This window comes from Mycobacterium sp. NGS18 (genome assembly GCF_059813185.1).
Genome location: NZ_JCALEC010000004.1, coordinates 39,720 through 55,543 on the forward strand (window position 1 = coordinate 39,720; position 15,824 = coordinate 55,543).

At 69.0% G+C, this 15,824-nt stretch carries 15 protein-coding genes and 1 tRNA gene; 8 read left to right on the forward strand and 8 right to left on the reverse strand.

Annotated elements, in window-relative coordinates:
* Window positions 1-7 precede the first annotated feature (7 nt).
* The 6 genes from AC5Y31_RS09320 (at window position 8) to AC5Y31_RS09345 (ending at window position 6,799) form a co-directional block, all read left to right on the forward strand.
* The gene (locus AC5Y31_RS09320) at window positions 8-601 is read left to right on the forward strand and encodes a hypothetical protein (RefSeq protein ID WP_499979865.1); all 594 of its coding nucleotides are present in this window, start codon (window positions 8-10) and stop codon (window positions 599-601) included.
* A 47-nt stretch (window positions 602-648) separates the two neighbouring features.
* Complete coding sequence (locus AC5Y31_RS09325; protein ID WP_131810536.1) at window positions 649-1,305, forward strand: hypothetical protein; 657 nt, start codon at window positions 649-651, stop codon at window positions 1,303-1,305.
* A gap of 29 nt (window positions 1,306-1,334) precedes the next feature.
* Entirely contained in the window at window positions 1,335-1,712 is a 378-nt protein-coding gene (locus tag AC5Y31_RS09330; RefSeq protein WP_499979870.1) for a DUF3054 domain-containing protein, read from the forward strand.
* An 82-nt stretch (window positions 1,713-1,794) separates the two neighbouring features.
* Window positions 1,795-2,352 carry a hypothetical protein gene (locus AC5Y31_RS09335; RefSeq protein ID WP_499979871.1) on the forward strand — a complete coding sequence of 186 codons (558 nt, stop codon included), beginning with the start codon at window positions 1,795-1,797 and terminating at the stop codon, window positions 2,350-2,352.
* A gap of 225 nt (window positions 2,353-2,577) precedes the next feature.
* Entirely contained in the window at window positions 2,578-5,430 is a 2,853-nt protein-coding gene (locus tag AC5Y31_RS09340) for a (Fe-S)-binding protein (RefSeq protein WP_499980331.1), read from the forward strand.
* A gap of 64 nt (window positions 5,431-5,494) precedes the next feature.
* Window positions 5,495-6,799 carry a pyridoxal phosphate-dependent aminotransferase gene (locus tag AC5Y31_RS09345; RefSeq protein WP_065024035.1) on the forward strand — a complete coding sequence of 435 codons (1,305 nt, stop codon included), beginning with the start codon at window positions 5,495-5,497 and terminating at the stop codon, window positions 6,797-6,799.
* Window positions 6,800-6,827: 28 nt separating this feature from the next.
* Here the strand turns inward: AC5Y31_RS09345 and AC5Y31_RS09350 are convergent, their stop codons facing one another.
* Together AC5Y31_RS09350 and AC5Y31_RS09355 are read right to left on the reverse strand one after the other, a co-directional pair.
* Complete coding sequence (locus AC5Y31_RS09350; protein WP_499979876.1) at window positions 6,828-7,319, reverse strand: DUF1707 domain-containing protein; 492 nt, start codon at window positions 7,317-7,319, stop codon at window positions 6,828-6,830.
* A gap of 9 nt (window positions 7,320-7,328) precedes the next feature.
* Window positions 7,329-8,765: a carotenoid oxygenase family protein gene (locus AC5Y31_RS09355; protein ID WP_499979877.1), complete on the reverse strand. Its 1,437-nt coding sequence runs from the start codon at window positions 8,763-8,765 to the stop codon at window positions 7,329-7,331.
* 66 nt (window positions 8,766-8,831) lie between these two features.
* Between AC5Y31_RS09355 and AC5Y31_RS09360 the strand changes: the two genes are divergently transcribed.
* Window positions 8,832-9,464: a TetR/AcrR family transcriptional regulator gene (locus tag AC5Y31_RS09360; protein ID WP_428844320.1), complete on the forward strand. Its 633-nt coding sequence runs from the start codon at window positions 8,832-8,834 to the stop codon at window positions 9,462-9,464.
* 4 nt (window positions 9,465-9,468) lie between these two features.
* Here AC5Y31_RS09360 and rfbA read toward each other — a convergent pair whose 3' ends face one another.
* The 6 genes from rfbA to dcd form a co-directional block, all read right to left on the reverse strand.
* Window positions 9,469-10,335 carry a glucose-1-phosphate thymidylyltransferase RfbA gene (rfbA, locus tag AC5Y31_RS09365; RefSeq protein WP_499979879.1) on the reverse strand — a complete coding sequence of 289 codons (867 nt, stop codon included), beginning with the start codon at window positions 10,333-10,335 and terminating at the stop codon, window positions 9,469-9,471.
* An 18-nt stretch (window positions 10,336-10,353) separates the two neighbouring features.
* A complete protein-coding gene (locus AC5Y31_RS09370; protein WP_499979880.1) occupies window positions 10,354-10,716 on the reverse strand; it encodes a nuclear transport factor 2 family protein in 363 nt (120 codons plus the stop codon).
* Between the two features lie 29 nt (window positions 10,717-10,745).
* A complete protein-coding gene (locus tag AC5Y31_RS09375; protein ID WP_499979882.1) occupies window positions 10,746-11,504 on the reverse strand; it encodes a maleylpyruvate isomerase family mycothiol-dependent enzyme in 759 nt (252 codons plus the stop codon).
* A 29-nt stretch (window positions 11,505-11,533) separates the two neighbouring features.
* Entirely contained in the window at window positions 11,534-13,270 is a 1,737-nt protein-coding gene (locus tag AC5Y31_RS09380; protein ID WP_499979883.1) for a DUF7159 family protein, read from the reverse strand.
* A 68-nt stretch (window positions 13,271-13,338) separates the two neighbouring features.
* Window positions 13,339-14,790: a DUF7159 family protein gene (locus tag AC5Y31_RS09385; RefSeq protein WP_499980334.1), complete on the reverse strand. Its 1,452-nt coding sequence runs from the start codon at window positions 14,788-14,790 to the stop codon at window positions 13,339-13,341.
* A 105-nt stretch (window positions 14,791-14,895) separates the two neighbouring features.
* Complete coding sequence (gene dcd / locus AC5Y31_RS09390; protein ID WP_499979885.1) at window positions 14,896-15,468, reverse strand: dCTP deaminase; 573 nt, start codon at window positions 15,466-15,468, stop codon at window positions 14,896-14,898.
* A gap of 148 nt (window positions 15,469-15,616) precedes the next feature.
* Here dcd and AC5Y31_RS09395 point away from each other — a divergent pair.
* Window positions 15,617-15,690: transfer RNA gene (locus AC5Y31_RS09395), tRNA-Gly, on the forward strand.
* Window positions 15,691-15,824 lie beyond the last annotated feature (134 nt).

Here is a 15,824-nt window from a genome sequence, read left to right on the forward strand (position 1 = left end):
TCAATCTATGTCGGCGGGGGATCAATTGCGGGTACCGGATCGGACGAGAACGGCGGCGATCGGCGGACGGCTGACGCTGGCCGCCGCGCTCCTGCTGGCCGGCTGCACCTCTACCATCGACGGCCACCCGACCGCTGCTCCCGGCGGCGGCGGTCCACCGGAGCCCTCGTTGCGCACGCCCCGCCCTACCACGGCGCCTCCCAATACCCCGACCCCGTCCAAACCGCCCCCCTCAGGCACCACAAAAGTGCCCGCCGGCGTCGTCCCCTTGGCGCCCGACGAGAACGGTTACGTCTTCATTGAGACGAAGTCGGGCAGGACCCGCTGCCAGATCTCGACGCCGCAAGTCGACTGCGAGGCGGAGTTCACCAACACCCCGCTCAAGGACGGCCAACACGCCAACGGCGTCAGCGTCGGTACCGACGGCACCGTGCGATGGGTGCTGGGAAACCTGGGCGACATCCCGGTCGTCACCATCGACTACCTGACCTACCAGGCGCAGGGGTGGCGCATCAAAGCCGATATCGACGGCACCCGGTTCACCAATGACCGCACCGGTCACGGCATGTTCGTCAGCATCGACAACGTCGAAACGTTCTGACCTCTCAGTCGGGTCGCCGGTAACCGCTGTCCATTACGATCGCTGGAATGGCGCGCTACGGATCTTCAGACCGCCCCGGCAACCCCGGCGACGACCCCACCCGCTCCACTCAATACGGCCAGCGCGGACCTCAGCCGCCCGGGCCGCAACCCGCGCCCTTCGGCCCCGCCGGCCTGGGCCCCCGTCCCGGCGAGCCGGGCTACCACCCCGGCAATGCGCCGACCCAGTACGGGCCGGCCTACAACCCGTTCGACCAGCAGCCTGCCGCCGAGGCCGACACCGCGAACTTCGCCGCTGTAACGCCCACACCCTGGTTCCGGCGACGGTCGGTGCTGATCGCCTGGTTCGCGCTGATCGCGGTGATGCTGGGGCTGGTGATCTGGGGCATCATCCAGCTGACCAGCCGGGGCCCCGGAGGGGGCAGCCCAGCGCCGCAGACCAGCTCCTCGAGCACCACCAGCACGACCACCAGCAGCAGCACCACCTCCAGCACCACGCCGTCGGAGAGTTCCTCGAGCACGTCGGCCCCACCGGCGGCCCCACCGCAGCAGGCCCCGCCGCAACAACCACCGGCCCAGCAGCCCCCGGCGCCCGGCGAATCGCACCGCCACCGCCTGCCGTCGCTGCCGTCGGTGATCACCATCCCGCCGATCCCCAAGGTTCCGGAGCTGCCGACGGTGATCACCATCCCGCCACACCGGTAGGCGGCGCACTGGCCCAGTAGTCTCGCCGCATGCGACCGCAGCAGAAACCGGCCTGGCTCGGTATGGATCTGGTGGCCGTTCTGATCTTCTGCGCCCTAGGCCGGCGCAGCCACGACGAGGGCGTCGACTTCAGCGACTTGGCGGTGACGGCCTGGCCCTTTCTGAGCGGCACGGTGCTGGGCTGGCTGTTGTCCCGGGCCTGGCGCCGGCCGGCCGCCCTGGTTCCCACCGGGGTGATCGTCTGGATATCGACGGTGCTGGTCGGCATGGTCTTGCGCGCAGCGACATCGGCGGGTGTGGCGTGGTCCTTCATTGTGGTCGCCTCGACAGCGACGGCGGTCTTGTTGCTCGGCTGGCGAGCCGTGTTCGCGCTCGCTGCACGACGGACCGCTACCGGTCGGGAATGACCCGGCCGTCCGGAGACGGCACAGCGACTCGTCAGGCGGCGCCGCCGCCTTTCGTCAGCCGCGGCACCTACCATTGGTGCGCGTGGAACGAACGCCGGACGATCCGAACAACGAACCGACCCAGATGGCCGGCTACGACTACCGCGGGACCGGCAACTACGGCGAGCCGGCCGGCTACTACAGCGAATACGGCGAACCCGGTGGCCCGCCCGCCAGCTGGTCCGCACCGCCCGAACCGCCACCGACTCCCTGGTACCTGCAGCCGCTCGCGCTGATCGGCTGGGGCGTGCTGACGGCGCTGCTGATCGCGGCGATGGTGTGGGGCATGGTCCGGCTGGTGAACAAGGACTCCGGTGACACCACACCGGCGACGACGTCGGTCACCTCGACCCCGGTGGCGCCCGGCGACGCACCGATCGCCCCGGTCCCCGGGCCGGTCGCCCCGGAGACCACCACCGAAGAAAACGCGCCGCCGGCCACGACAACGGAGTCAACGGCCACCGAGGCACCGACCACCACCACCGAATCCCCGACCACGACGGCTCCGACCACGACGCAACCGCCGACGACGACCACGGAGGCGCCGACCACGACCGCGTCTCAGGCGCCCGCCACCACGACCGCGGAGGAGAACGGATAGCCGTCGCCCGCCGAGAAAGCCCGTGCCGAAGGGTCGCCGACCGATACAGTTAGGCCAACCTTTGTCGCGCCGGGCGGGTGCGGGGTGGCACTATGAGCGAGCACCGAGCAGGGCTTGAACAGGTGCTGCGCAAGGTTGGCGTAAGTTACCCGTCAGTAACCGCAGTGGGGTTACCAGTCAGTAACTTGTGGATGGGAGAGGCTCTCCGTGACCGAAAACACCCAGATGCTGATCAGGCTGGTCGTCGGCCTGGGCATGACGGCAATCGTCGGCCTGCTGTCCGCACGCCGGGTCTTCTGGCTGTACCGGCTGGTCATGTCCGGTCAGAAGACCGGCGCCGAGCGGATGACCGACATCAAAGACCGCGTCTGGACGCAGATCCGCGAGGTCGCCGGCCAGGCCAAGTTGCTGAAGTGGTCGATCCCGGGCATCGCGCACTTCTTCACCATGTGGGCGTTCTTCGTCCTGCTCACGGTCTACATCGAGGCCTACGGCCAGCTGTTCAAGCACGACTTCGCCATCCCGCTCATCGGGCACTGGGACGCGCTGGGCTTCCTGCAGGACTTCTTCATCACCGCGGTGACCCTGTCGATCTTCGCGTTCATGATCATCCGCATCATCCGCAACCCAACCGAGCACGGCCGGGACTCCCGGTTCTACGGCTCGCACAATGGCGGCGCCTGGCTGATCCTGGTGATGATCCTCAACGTCGTCTGGACCTTCCTGCTGCTGCGCGGGGCCGCGGTCAACACCGGCAGCCTGCCCTACGGCAATGGCGCCTTCCTGTCGCACCTGATGGGCAAGCTCATGGAGCCGCTGGGCCTGTCCGCCAACGAGACGATCGAGACCGTCTCGCTGCTGCTGCACATCGGGGTGGCGCTGGCGTTCCTGGTCATCGTGCTGCACTCCAAGCACCTGCACATCTTCCTGGCGCCGGTCAACGTCACGTTCAAGCGGCTGCCCAACGGCCTGGGTCCGCTGCTGCCGATCGAGTACGACGGTGAGCCGCTGAACTTCGACGACCCGCCGGAGGACGCGGTGTTCGGCCGCGGCAAGATCGAGGACTTCTCCTGGAAGGGCATGCTCGACTTCGCCACCTGCACCGAGTGTGGCCGCTGCCAGTCGCAGTGTCCGGCGTGGAACACCGGTAAGCCGCTGAGTCCCAAGTTGCTGATCATGGACCTGCGCGACCACTGGATGGCCAAGGCGCCGTACCTGCTCGGCACCTCGGAGGCGCCGGCCATGGACGTCGACCTCGCCGACGCCAAACCGCTGGCGGGCCACCACGTGCCGGAGAAGGGCTTCGAGCGCATCGGCGGCTCCGGTCCGGAGCAGGCGGTCCGGCCGCTGGTCGGCACCGAGGAACAGGGCGGCGTGATCGATCCCGACGTGCTGTGGTCCTGCACCAACTGCGGCGCCTGCGTCGAGCAGTGCCCGGTGGACATCGAGCACATCGACCACATCCTGGACATGCGCCGCTACCAGGTGCTGGTGGAGTCGGAGTTCCCGTCCGAGCTGGCTGTGCTGTTCAAGAACCTGGAGAACAAGGGCAACCCATGGGGGCAGAACGCCAGCGAGCGCACCGCCTGGATCGACGAGCTCAACTTCGACATCCCGGTCTACGGCCAGGACGTCGACAGCTTCGACGGGTTCGAGTACCTGTTCTGGGTGGGCTGCGCGGGTGCCTATGAGGACCGGGCCAAGAAGACCACCAAGGCCACCGCGGAGCTGCTGGCCGCGGCCGGGGTGAAGTTCCTGGTGCTGGGCACCGGCGAGACCTGCACCGGTGACCCGGCCCGCCGGTCCGGCAACGAGTTCCTGTTCCAGCAGCTGGCCACTCAGAACGTCGAGATGCTCAACGAGGTGTTCGACGGGGTGGACAAGCCGGAGCGCAAGATCATCGCCAGCTGCCCGCACTGCTTCAACACCATCTCCCGCGAATACCCGCAGCTGGGCAGCGAATACACGGTGCTGCACCACAGCCAGGTGCTCAACCGGCTGATCCGGGACAAGAGGCTGATCCCGGTCACCCCGATGGCGCGGGACGTCACCTACCACGACCCGTGCTTCCTGGGCCGGCACAACAAGGTGTACGAGCCGCCGCGCGAGCTCGTCACCGCCTCAGGCGCCAATCTGGTCGAGATGCCGCGGAACCGCGACCGCTCGTTCTGCTGCGGGGCCGGCGGGGCGCGGATGTGGATGGAAGAGCACATCGGCAAGCGGGTGAACCACGACCGCGTCGACGAGGCGCTGGCCACCGGTGCCACCACCATCGCCACCGCCTGTCCGTTCTGCCGGGTGATGATCTCCGACGGTCTCGACGACCGCATCGAGGCTTCCGGGCGCACCGGTGTGGACGTGCGTGACATCGCGCAGATCCTGCTGGACTCACTGGACCTGTCCGGCGTGACGTTGCCGGCCAAGGGCACCGCCGCGGCGGCGGCCGAGCGGGCCCCCAAGAAGGCCGAGCAGGAGGCGCCCGCCCCCGCCGCTGTGGCCACCGTGACGGCGGAGAAGCCCGCCGAGGCCCCGGCGGCCGAGGCCAAAACCGCGGCCCCGGTCAAGGGACTGGGGATGGCCGGTGGGGCCAAGCGCCCTGGCGCCAAGAAGGCGGCCGCGGCCCCGGCTGCCCAGGCCGGTACTGCGGCACCTGCCGAACCGGCCGCGCCCGCTGCTCCGGTCAAGGGCTTGGGCATCGCCGGTGGGGCCAAGCGCCCCGGCGCCAAGAAGGCGGCCGCGGCCCCGGCCGAACCCGTCAGCTCTGCGGCGGAACTGGCCAGCACGGCCAGCGAGCCGACCAGCACCGCCGCGGAGCCCGCGGCTGCCCCACCGGTCAAGGGTCTGGGGATGGCGGCAGGCGCCCGCAAGCCCGGCGCCAAGAAGGCCGCGGCGGCTCCGGCTGCCGAACCCGCCAAGACCGAGCCGGCCGCAGCCGAGCCCGCGGCTGAGCCGGCTGCTGAAGCTGCCCCCACCGAGGCGGCTCCCGAGGCGGCACCGGCGGCCGAGGCTCCCAAGGAACAGCCGCCGGTGAAGGGGCTGGGGATCCAGCGCGGCGCGAAGCCACCGGGCAAACGCTGAGATAACAGGTTGGGGCCGTGTGGGTGCACATACGGCCCCGATCTGTTTCTCGGGCAAATTTTGATTGGACAGTTATGGGACCATTGTCGACGTGACCGCTCACCAGTTGCCTCATCAGATGCCCTGGCCTGCGCCCGGCAGCCAGCTGCGGCAGCGCACCTTCGCGCAGTCGACCAAGCTGCAGGACGTCCTCTACGAGATCCGCGGTCCGATCCACGCCCAGGCCGCCCGGATGGAGGCCGAGGGGCACCGCATCCTCAAGCTCAACATCGGTAACCCGGCACCGTTCGGGTTCGAGGCGCCCGACGTCATCATGCGGGACATGATCCAGGCGCTGCCGCACGCACAGGGCTACTCCGATTCGCAGGGCATCCTGCCGGCCCGCCGGGCAGTGGTCACGCGCTACGAACTCGTCGAGGGCTTCCCGCGCTTCGACGTCGACGACGTGTACCTGGGCAACGGGGTGTCCGAGCTGATCTCCCTGGTGCTGCAGGCCCTGCTGGACAACGGCGACCAGGTGCTGATCCCGGCGCCGGACTATCCGCTGTGGACGGCGTCGACCTCGCTGGCCGGCGGCACGCCCGTGCATTACCTGTGCGACGAGACGCAGGGCTGGCAACCCGACATCGCCGACATGGAATCGAAGATCACCGAGCGCACCAAGGCGCTAGTGGTGATCAACCCGAACAACCCCACCGGCGCGGTCTACGGCCGGGAGGTGCTCGACCAGATCGCCGAGTTGGCCCGCAAGCATCAACTGCTGCTGCTGGCCGATGAGATCTACGACAAGATCCTCTACGACGACGCCGAGCACATCAACCTGGCCTCCCTGGCGCCGGATCTGCTGTGCCTGACCTTCAACGGGCTGTCGAAGGCCTACCGGGTGGCCGGCTACCGGGCGGGCTGGGTGGCGATCACCGGCCCCAAGGAGCACGCGACCAGTTTCCTCGAGGGCATCAACCTGCTGGCCAATATGCGGCTATGCCCGAATGTGCCGGCCCAGCATGCCATTCAGGTGGCATTGGGCGGTCATCAGAGCATCGACGATCTGGTGCTGCCCGGCGGGCGGCTGCTCGAACAGCGCGACGTCGCCTGGACCAAGCTCAACGAGATTCCGGGCGTCTCCTGTGTCAAGCCGAGCGGTGCGCTGTACGCGTTCCCGCGGCTAGACCCCGAGGTCTACCCGATCGCCGATGACGAGCAGCTGGTCCTGGATCTGCTGTTGCAGGAGAAGATCCTGGTCACCCAGGGCACCGGATTCAACTGGCCCGCCCCGGACCACCTGCGTATCGTGACGCTGCCGTGGGCTCGTGATTTGTCCAGCGCTATCGAACGTTTGGGCAATTTCCTGGTCGGCTACCGGGTGTAGTTGTTCGCCGTTTGCGCCGAAACTGTCGTTAGCGCGGGAAAGTTCGAGTACCGAACACGCTAACGACAGGGTCGGCGGCACGGGAAGCCCTTCGCCCACACGCCCCAACGGGAATCGCGTGGGAGACGATCCCGATGCCCCAGCCGAGGATGGGCCAAGCCGGCCAGAAATACCACGCCCCGGCGGCCACGGCGGTCGCCAGCCAGATTCCGATCATCAGCACCGACACGGCCAGATAGGCGAACAGGTGAATCCGCACGGCACGACCGGCGGCGGCGTGGCGCGCGGCACGACGCTGCGGATCCCGCCGGCCAATCCGCCCGACGGGCAGATCGACGAGCAGGTCGTCGAGAGCACGAACGGTCTCAGCTTCAAACGCCCGCCCCAGTCGTGTCTCGTACTCCTCCATAGAAAGATATCCCTGGGCGAATGCCTGTCCGAGATGGGCGGCAGTGCTTCCCCGCTCCGGATCGCCGGCCCGCATAGCGGGCTCCGACGGCGTTACCAACCTCGTGCTCATCTCGACCTCCTACTGCCCGCTGGGCACCCAGTTGCCGTGGAAGCCGGCGGGAACACGATGCGGCAGCTGGATACCGGCGACGTCCTCCAGCGTGGCCGCATCCAGGATGGCCAGCCCGCTGCGATCGGTCGCGCTGTCGTACACGAAGCCCATCAGCACACCGTCGTCTTCGGCCGCGTCGGTTGCGGACGGATGGAAGACGAACTCGCCCAACTGTTTTCCCGCCCCAAACGAGCGCGTCGCCGTCGAACCGCCGACGAGGTCATGCTTGAGCAGCGTCGACTCGTCGCCGTTGAAACCAACCGCATAGCCGAACCGGTGCCGTCGTCCGACCCGGCGCTCGTCAACCCGGGGGAACTCCTGGCCCCGGTCGTCAATGCGGGACTCCCGGACTTTGCCATCGGCCAGGTCCACCGTCCACCGATCCAGCGTGGGCGGACCCTCCGCCGGACCACGAAGGTCAGTGTCGAACATCTTGGGGTGGCGCACCACATCGAGCACGACGGTGTCGCCGTCGTCGTAGGCGTTCAGCGGGTGGAACACGTAGCACGGTTCCACGTCGAACCACCGCACGTCTGAACTGTCGCCATCACGGGGCATAACCCCGACCCGCGCAGGGTATTTCGGGTTCCACCGATACGGCATGCGGCGGTCGCCGTCCTTGGGCCTCGGTAACCGGGCGGTGATCGGGTCCGGGATGCGGACCCGCCCGATCAAGGCATTCAGGACCAGTCGCACCGGCAGCCGCAGGCCCGGAGGCGCCGACCCCTCGACGACCTGGCGTACATCGAAGGTCACCGGAAGGTCGTAGAAGACGACGTGGTTTTCGGTCAGCGAGAAGTCATGCATCATCGGCGAGCCGGTGACTTCGATGTCGATGGCGCGCCGCGTCCGGCCATCGGCGCCGATCACCGAGTACTGCACGGTGTTACCGCGGTTGAACGCGTACGACACGGCATGCAGCTCGCCGGTGTCCGGGTCGCGTTTGGGATGCGCGGTGTAGCCGCCGGGCAGGGTGCCGTCGAAGTCGCAGGCGCCGATGGTGTCCAGCTCGTCGGTCAGCTCATAGCAGGAGACGCCGCCCTCGATCAGCGCGTAGGTGCGCCCGGCGTGGCCGATCACATTGGTGTTGGCACCGATGCCCATCGCCCCGCGGTGGTAGCCGCGCGGCGGCGGTTCGCCGAGTGCTTGGGCTGTCTGCGGCCCGCGCACGTAGCGGTTGCGATACCACTCGGCCTTGCCCTCGCGCAGCCGCACGCCGTGGACCATCCCGTCTCCGATGAACCAGTGGTAGACGGCGGGATCGATTTCGCCGACCGGGTTGGGGCCGTTGCGCAGGTAGCGGCCGTCCAGGTAGTCGGGGATGACCCCGGACATCTTGAGGTCGGTGAGGGTGTATTCCTGGGCGATCGGGGCGTAACCGCCCTCCAGGTACGGATTGTTCATACTGGCACCTCCTTGCCATAACGACGTTATGTTCGTGTATAACATCGTTATGGCAGGATGGCAAGGGTGAATCCGCGTGAGCGCTTGATCGAAGCCGGGCTGCACCTATTGGAAACCTCGGGTCCCGAGGCGCTACAGGCACGGAAGGTCGCCGCCGAGATCGGGGCGTCGACGATGGCGGTCTACACCCACTTCGGCGGAATGAACGGCCTGCTGGACGCCATCGTCGCGGCGTCGTTTGAGCGGTTCGGCGCTGCGCTCGGCGCGGGTCCGCGAATCGACGACCCGATGGCCGATTTCTTCGTGATGGGCTACAACTACCGCGAGTTCGCGCTGGAGAATCCGCAGCGGTACCGGCTGATGTTCGGGCTGGCGTCGCCCCGGCTGATCGGCACGCCGAACATCGGAATGCCGGTGGGGAACAATGCATTCGAACAACTCATCGCCGCCGTGCAGCGCATGGTCACCGCCGGGAGGATCCGCGCGGACGACGTCGTGGATTTGGCCGGGCGGATCTGGAGCATGATCCACGGCGTGGTGTTGCTGGAGATTGTCGGCACCTTCGAGCGGGACGGCCGTGCACTCACGAACATCCTGGGGCCGATGACCGTCGACATGTTCGTCGGGATGGGCGATCGGCGTGAAGACGCCGAGCGCTCGCTGCAGCGCGCGGCGGCGACGATCGCCGGCGCTCGGTAGCCGATCAACGCCGGTCCAGCAACTCCAGCAGATAACCGCCGTATCCGGACTTGAGCAGGGCTTGCGCGCGGTCCGCGAGTTGGGCGTCGTCGATGAACCCCATCCGCCAGGCGACCTCCTCGGGGATGCCGATCTTGAGGCCCTGGCGGCGCTCGATGGTGCGGACGTAATCGCCGGCGTCCAGCAGTGAATCGAACGTCCCGGTGTCCAGCCAGGCGGTGCCGCGGGCCAGCGTCTCGACCCGCAGCCGGCCCTGCTCGAGGTAGGTCTGGTTGATATCGGTGATCTCGTACTCGCCGCGCCCGGATGGCTTCAAGCCCCGGGCGATCTCGACGACGTCGTTGTCGTAGAAGTACAGCCCCGGTATCGCGTGGTGCGATTTGGGGGCCGTCGGCTTCTCCACCACCGACACCGCGGTGCCGTCCGCGTCGAACTCGACGACGCCGTAGGCCGAGGGGTCCGCCATCCAGTAGGCGAATATGACTGCGCCGGAAACGGATTGGTGACGCCGCAGGCTGGTTCCCAGCCCGGGGCCGTAGAAGATGTTGTCCCCCAATACCAGCGCGACCGAGTCGGTGCCGATGTGCTCGGCGCCGATGAGGAACGCCTGCCCCAGTCCCTCGGGCCGATCCTGGACCGCGTAGGTGATGTCGACCCCGAATGTGCTGCCGTCGCCCAGCAATCGCTGAAAGGCCGGCGCGTCATGGCCGGTGGTGATCACCTGGATGTCGCGGATACCGGCCAGCATCAAGGTGCATAGCGGGTAGTAGACCAGCGGCTTGTCGTAGACCGGCAGCAGCTGTTTGCTGACGCCCATCGTGATCGGATACAGGCGGGTGCCTGAGCCGCCGGCCAGGATGATCCCGCGCATGGGGTAGAGAGTAACGGTTCAGTCGGCGCGGTCGGCCTCGGTGAGGTCCGTAGCGGTCAGCGCCGCGTCGAGGTCGTCGTGACGGAACACCGCCGTGACGTGGTCGTGCACCACCCGGAAGGCAACCGCCTGGGCGGTGGCGCCGGCTTCGGCGGGCGTCAACTCGGCCACCACCACCCCGCCGTGCACATACATCCGGCCGATCCCGGCGCTGGTCTTCGCCAAGGCTGCCCACTGCCGCAGCGCCTGATGGCCTTGCGCGGCACCGTCGGCGTCGGCTACCTCGATGTCCTCGCTGGACAGCTGCTCCAAGGTGTCCACGTCACCGGCGGCCAGGGCGTCGTGCCAGGCGAGGACGGTCGCGATCTCCGATGTGCTCATGGTCTGCAAACTACCGTGTCGGCGCGCCCTCAGAACGCGGTGTGCTCGACCCAGTCCTGCCACACCGCGGCGTCACCGAACACCGCGATGTCGGTGTCGGCCACCGCAACCCGGCGCATGACCACCAAGAACAGGTCGCGGGCCGGGCCGCGCAGTGCCACCGAGCCCTTGCCGTGCTCATGCGACCAGCTCAGTGCGCCGGTGTCGGCCGACCGGCTGATCGTCCACTCGCCCGCCGATCCCAGGCCGTCATCGGTGGCGTGCAGGTGCACGCTCTGACCGCCGGTCAGCGGCGATTGCCCGTCGCGGCCAGGCCGTGCGGTGACCAGATCGAGCCATTCGGAGATCCCGTCGGCAGCCAACTCCGGCGACAGGTTGAAGTCAGCGCCGAGTGCCAGGGCGGCGTCGGCGCGGTGCACCGTCGCCTCGTGCAGCCGGCGGCGCAGCCACCAGACGGCCGGGCGGGGACCCAGAAACGTCCATGCCGGATTGTCCGGCCCGATGCCGGTGATCGCGTCGAGCACCCGCTGGGCGCCGTCGTGCAGCCAGTCGATGGCCGCGTCGGGGTCCGCGGGCGGTTTGCCGTCGACGACCTCGCGTGGGTCCAGCGCGTGGTCCAAGCGGTCGGCGACGGTCTGGGCGGCCCAACGGTGTCCGCGTCCGACGTGCCGGAACAGCTGCGTCAGGTTCCACTCCGGGCAGGTCGGGATCCGCACTTCCGGATCCCCGGAGCGGACCAGCTCACCGAAGGCGCGGTTCTCGTCGAGCAATGCTGCGGCGTAGTCCACGCCGCCAGGCTAGTGGACTGGGCGTCAACTCAGAAGGGCCAGCCGCCGCCCTTGCCGCCGCCGCCCTTGCCCCCGCCGCCACCAAGGCCCGGGAACCAGGAGCCGCCGCCACCACCGCGGGCGCCGCTGCTACCGCCGCCCAGGCCCGGCAACCAGGGATTGTTTCCACCGCCGTTGGTGCCGACGCCGGGCAGCCACGGCGAGGGGTTATTGCCCTTGTTGCCGCCACCGTTATTGCCCGGCAGCCACGATGGGTTGCCGCCCTTGTTGCCGCCACCGTTGTTCCCCGGCAGCCACGACGGATTGTCACCTCTGTCGCCGCCACCGTTGTTCCCCGGCAGCCACGACGGATTGTCGTTCTTGGGCGGACTCTGCTTGGGAGGGTCGAAGATCCGTGGCCACTCGGGCTGCTTGACCGGCGGGGCCGGTGCGGCCGGCGGGGGAATCTCGACCGCCGGCGGGCTGGGCACCTGAATGGGGACCGGAATCGGCACAGGGGCCGGGGCCGCCGGGGCGGGAGCCGCCGGCGCGGGCGCAGGCGCCGCGGGCACCGGCGCAGGAGCCGCCGGGGCCTGCGCGACGGGCGGCGCCGGGGCCGCTGGTGCTGGAGCCGCTGGGGCGGGCGCGGCAGGTGGCACCTTGGGCGCCACCTGGGGAACCGGGGCCGGCGCCTGCTGCGTGGGTACCACGATGTGCTGGCCGGGCGCAGGACGGTCCGACGCGGTGGGCCGGATACTGACCGCCAGCGCCACCAGCAACGAAGCCACCCCGACGACGAAGAAGGCCGCCAGCCCGCTGCCGGCCAGCAGGAACGGATTGCGGCGGCGGGGATGCTCGGTCTCTTCGAACAGCCGCAGACCGGAGCTCGGCGCGTAGTCCTCGGCGACGGCGCCCTGGGTAGTGCCGGTGTCGGAGAACGCCAGGTAGTCGGCGTCGGCGTCGTCGGGAACGGCGCTGTAGGCCAGGGCGTACTCGCCCCTGGTGGCGTCGTAGTCGCCACCGGCCTGGTAGGCGTAGCCCAGCGCGACCAGATTCGGGTCAAGTACGCCGGTGCCCGGGTCGCGCGCCCACGCCAACGCCGACGTCGACGAGTCGAACAACGGCGCGTGTGCGCTGGCCAGCGCGGCACCCCGGGCCAGCGCCGTCTCGGGCTCCTCGGGCACGCTGACCGGGATGGGGCTGGCCGCATCCAGGTCGGGCTTGACCACGCCGACATTGACGCCGGAGCCGACCACGAACAACCCGTCGGGCCGAGACTCGAGCCGGCCGGCCTGCGCGGCCAGGGCGGTCAATTCGCCGAGGGCGGCGGCGTCGTCGGACGGCAGTGCCACCCGGTGCACCTCGGTGATCGAGCCGTCCGACGAGTCGACGACCGCCAGCGTGGCGCCGTCGGGCTCGATGAACATCAGCGCGGTCCGCTGGTAGCCGACCGTCCCGCCCACCGTCTGCGCCAGCGCGGCCGCGGCCAAAAACGCCGAGACCAGCATCACGTTCTCGACCCGGCGATGGGCCAGCGCGTCGCGCAACTGGCCGGCCTGCAGCTGATTGGCGACGGTCACCCCGGTCGAGGCCAGCCGATAGCCGCCCTCTTCAGCGCTCTCCTGGGTGCCCAGGATGGCCGACACCACCTGGTCGGGAAACGCCGGCCCGCCGGAGTCGACCTCGAAGCCGTCCTCGTCGACGGTGACGCCACCGGCGTTCTCCCCTTCGACGAGCACCATCCGTACCGACGGCGGTGCCGTCGACACGCCCAGAACGATGTCCATCGCACCTCCTCCCCTACGGCCGGTGATTGATTAGCCCATCTTAGGTGTTTGCGGGGGAAACCCCCACCTCAGAAGTGCAGGCCCGGAATCGGCAACGGGATCTTGATCCCGCCGCCGCCGCGGCCCTTGCCACCACCGCGACCGTGACCACCGCCGTGACCAGGGCCGTCCCATCCGCCCCGGGGCGGGCCGAGGATCGGCGGACCGCCGGGCAGGCCGGGAATCTCCAGATTCGGGATCATCGGCGGCGGCAGCGCCGGCGGGGGCGGCAGCGCCGGCGGGGGCGGGGCCGGGGCCACCGGCTGCGGGGCGGGCGCCCGCGGCGCCGGAGCGGGGGCCGGGGCTTGCGGGGGCGGGGCAGGCTCGGCGGCCGGTGCCGGCGGCGCCGAGGGTGGCGGCGCCGGGGGTGGGACAGCGGCCTTGGGTGGCGGGGGCTGGTGAGTGACGACGTTGGCCCGCACGTCCGGCCCGTGGTGGTTGGCCGCCCGCATGCCCACGGCCAGCGCGACCGCCAGGGCCAGCACACCGACCACGAACAGTGCCGCCACCCCACCGGTCACCAGTATCGGTTTGCGCTCCCGCTGCTGGATTCCGGTGCTGAAGTCCAGCATGCGGGAGTCGACGAGCTCGGGCTGGTCGACGACGTCCTGGATGCCCGAGGGCAGGTAGCCGCTGTCGGCGAAGTCAGGAACCGCGCTGTAGGCCAGCGGCTCGATGTCCGAGGTGGCGTTGTAGTCCACCGCCCCGGGGGGGACGTAGGCGTAGCCGGCACTGACCAGCGCCGGGTCCACTGCGCCGGTGCCGGGGTCCTGCGCCCAGGCCAGCGCCCGGGTGGACGAGTTGAACAGCGGGGCGTGTGCACTGGCCAGCGCAGCTCCTCGAGCCAGCGCCATGTCCGGTTCTTCGGGGGCGCTGACCGGCAGCGGGCTGGCCTTGTCCAGCTCCGGCTTGATCATGGCGACGTTGACGCCGCCCGATCCGACCACGAACAGCCCGTCGGGACGCGACTCCAGGCGTTGGGCGCCGGCCGCCAGCTCGGTCAGCTCACCGACGGCGCTGGCGTCATCGCTCGACAGCGGCTGCCGGTGGATCTCGGCGATCGAGCCGTCGTCGGAGTTGACCACCGCAAGGGTGGCGGCCTCCGGCTCGACGAACAGCAAGGCCGTCCGGTTGTAGCGGGTCGCGCTGCCGACCGCCTGGGCCAGCGCCGCGGCGGCCAGGAACGCCGACACCAGCATCACGTTCTCGACCTTGTGGCTGACCAGGGCATCGCGCAGCGCGGCGGCCTCGGCGGGATGACTCCAGGTCACCCCGGTCGAGCTGAGCTGATAGCCGCCCTCGCGCGCACCCTCGCGGGTGCCCAGGATCGCCGAGACCACCCGCTCCGGGGCGCCCTCGTTACCGGCGCCGACGTCGAAGTCGTCATGCTCGACCGTCACCCCGTTGGCGGTTTCACCTTCCACCAACACCATGCGGACCGTCGAGGGTGCTACCGACACCCCGAGAACGATGTCCACCAATACCTCCACACGCTGCTGATCGGCCAGTGATGAGGGCCAGACCCCCGCCAAGGCCAGCGGTACCGGCTTCATCCCGGCGGCGCGGCGGCCGTCGCATCCGAAGGGCTAACCGGACTGGATGAAGTTCTGGTACGAGCGGGACGGCGTCGGCCCGCGCTGGCCCTGATATTTCGACCCTACCCGCGTGCTGCCGTAAGGGTGCTCCGCCGGACTCGTCAGCCGCAGTAGGCACAGCTGACCGATCTTCATCCCCGGCCACAACGTGATCGGCAGATTCGCCACGTTGGACAGCTCCAACGTGATGTGCCCGGAGAAGCCCGGGTCGATGAAACCCGCGGTCGAATGGGTCAACAATCCCAGCCGGCCCAGGCTCGATTTGCCCTCCAGCCGGCCGGCCAGATCGTCGGGCAGCGTGCAGCACTCCAGGGTGGAGCCCAGCACGAACTCGCCGGGATGCAGCACGAACGGCTCACCGGGATCGGGCTCGAACAGCGTCGTCAGCTCGTCCTGCTGTTTCGCCGGGTCGATGTGGGTGTAGCGGGTGTTGTTGAACACCCGGAACAGGCTGTCGAGGCGGACGTCCACGCTGGACGGCTGTACCAGGGCGTCATCGAAGGGGTCGATGCCCAGCCGGCCGGCGGCGATTTCGGCCCGCAGATCGCGATCGGAGAGCAGCACCGCACGAGCGTATCCGCTGACCGCTTGGATGGGCCGTACCACGGGGCGCCGAGGGTGCGGTTTCATCCGCAACACGCCGCGTCCGGCGGATGAAGATGCACTCTCGCAGGCAGCGAGCGCCCAGATGCTAGCCTGCTAGCGCAGCAATGCCGATGTAGTTCAATGGCAGAACATCAGCTTCCCAAGCTGAATACGCGGGTTCGATTCCCGTCATCGGCTCCACGTCGCTCAGGCAAGACTCTGTTCGAGCCGTTCGGTTCCCCGCTTCGGTGCCACACCCCGGTTGGATGTGTCACTTCTAGAAGATCGTTGTGCGAGGGCGGCGTAGAGTCGCTCTTCCGCACCTCATATACCTC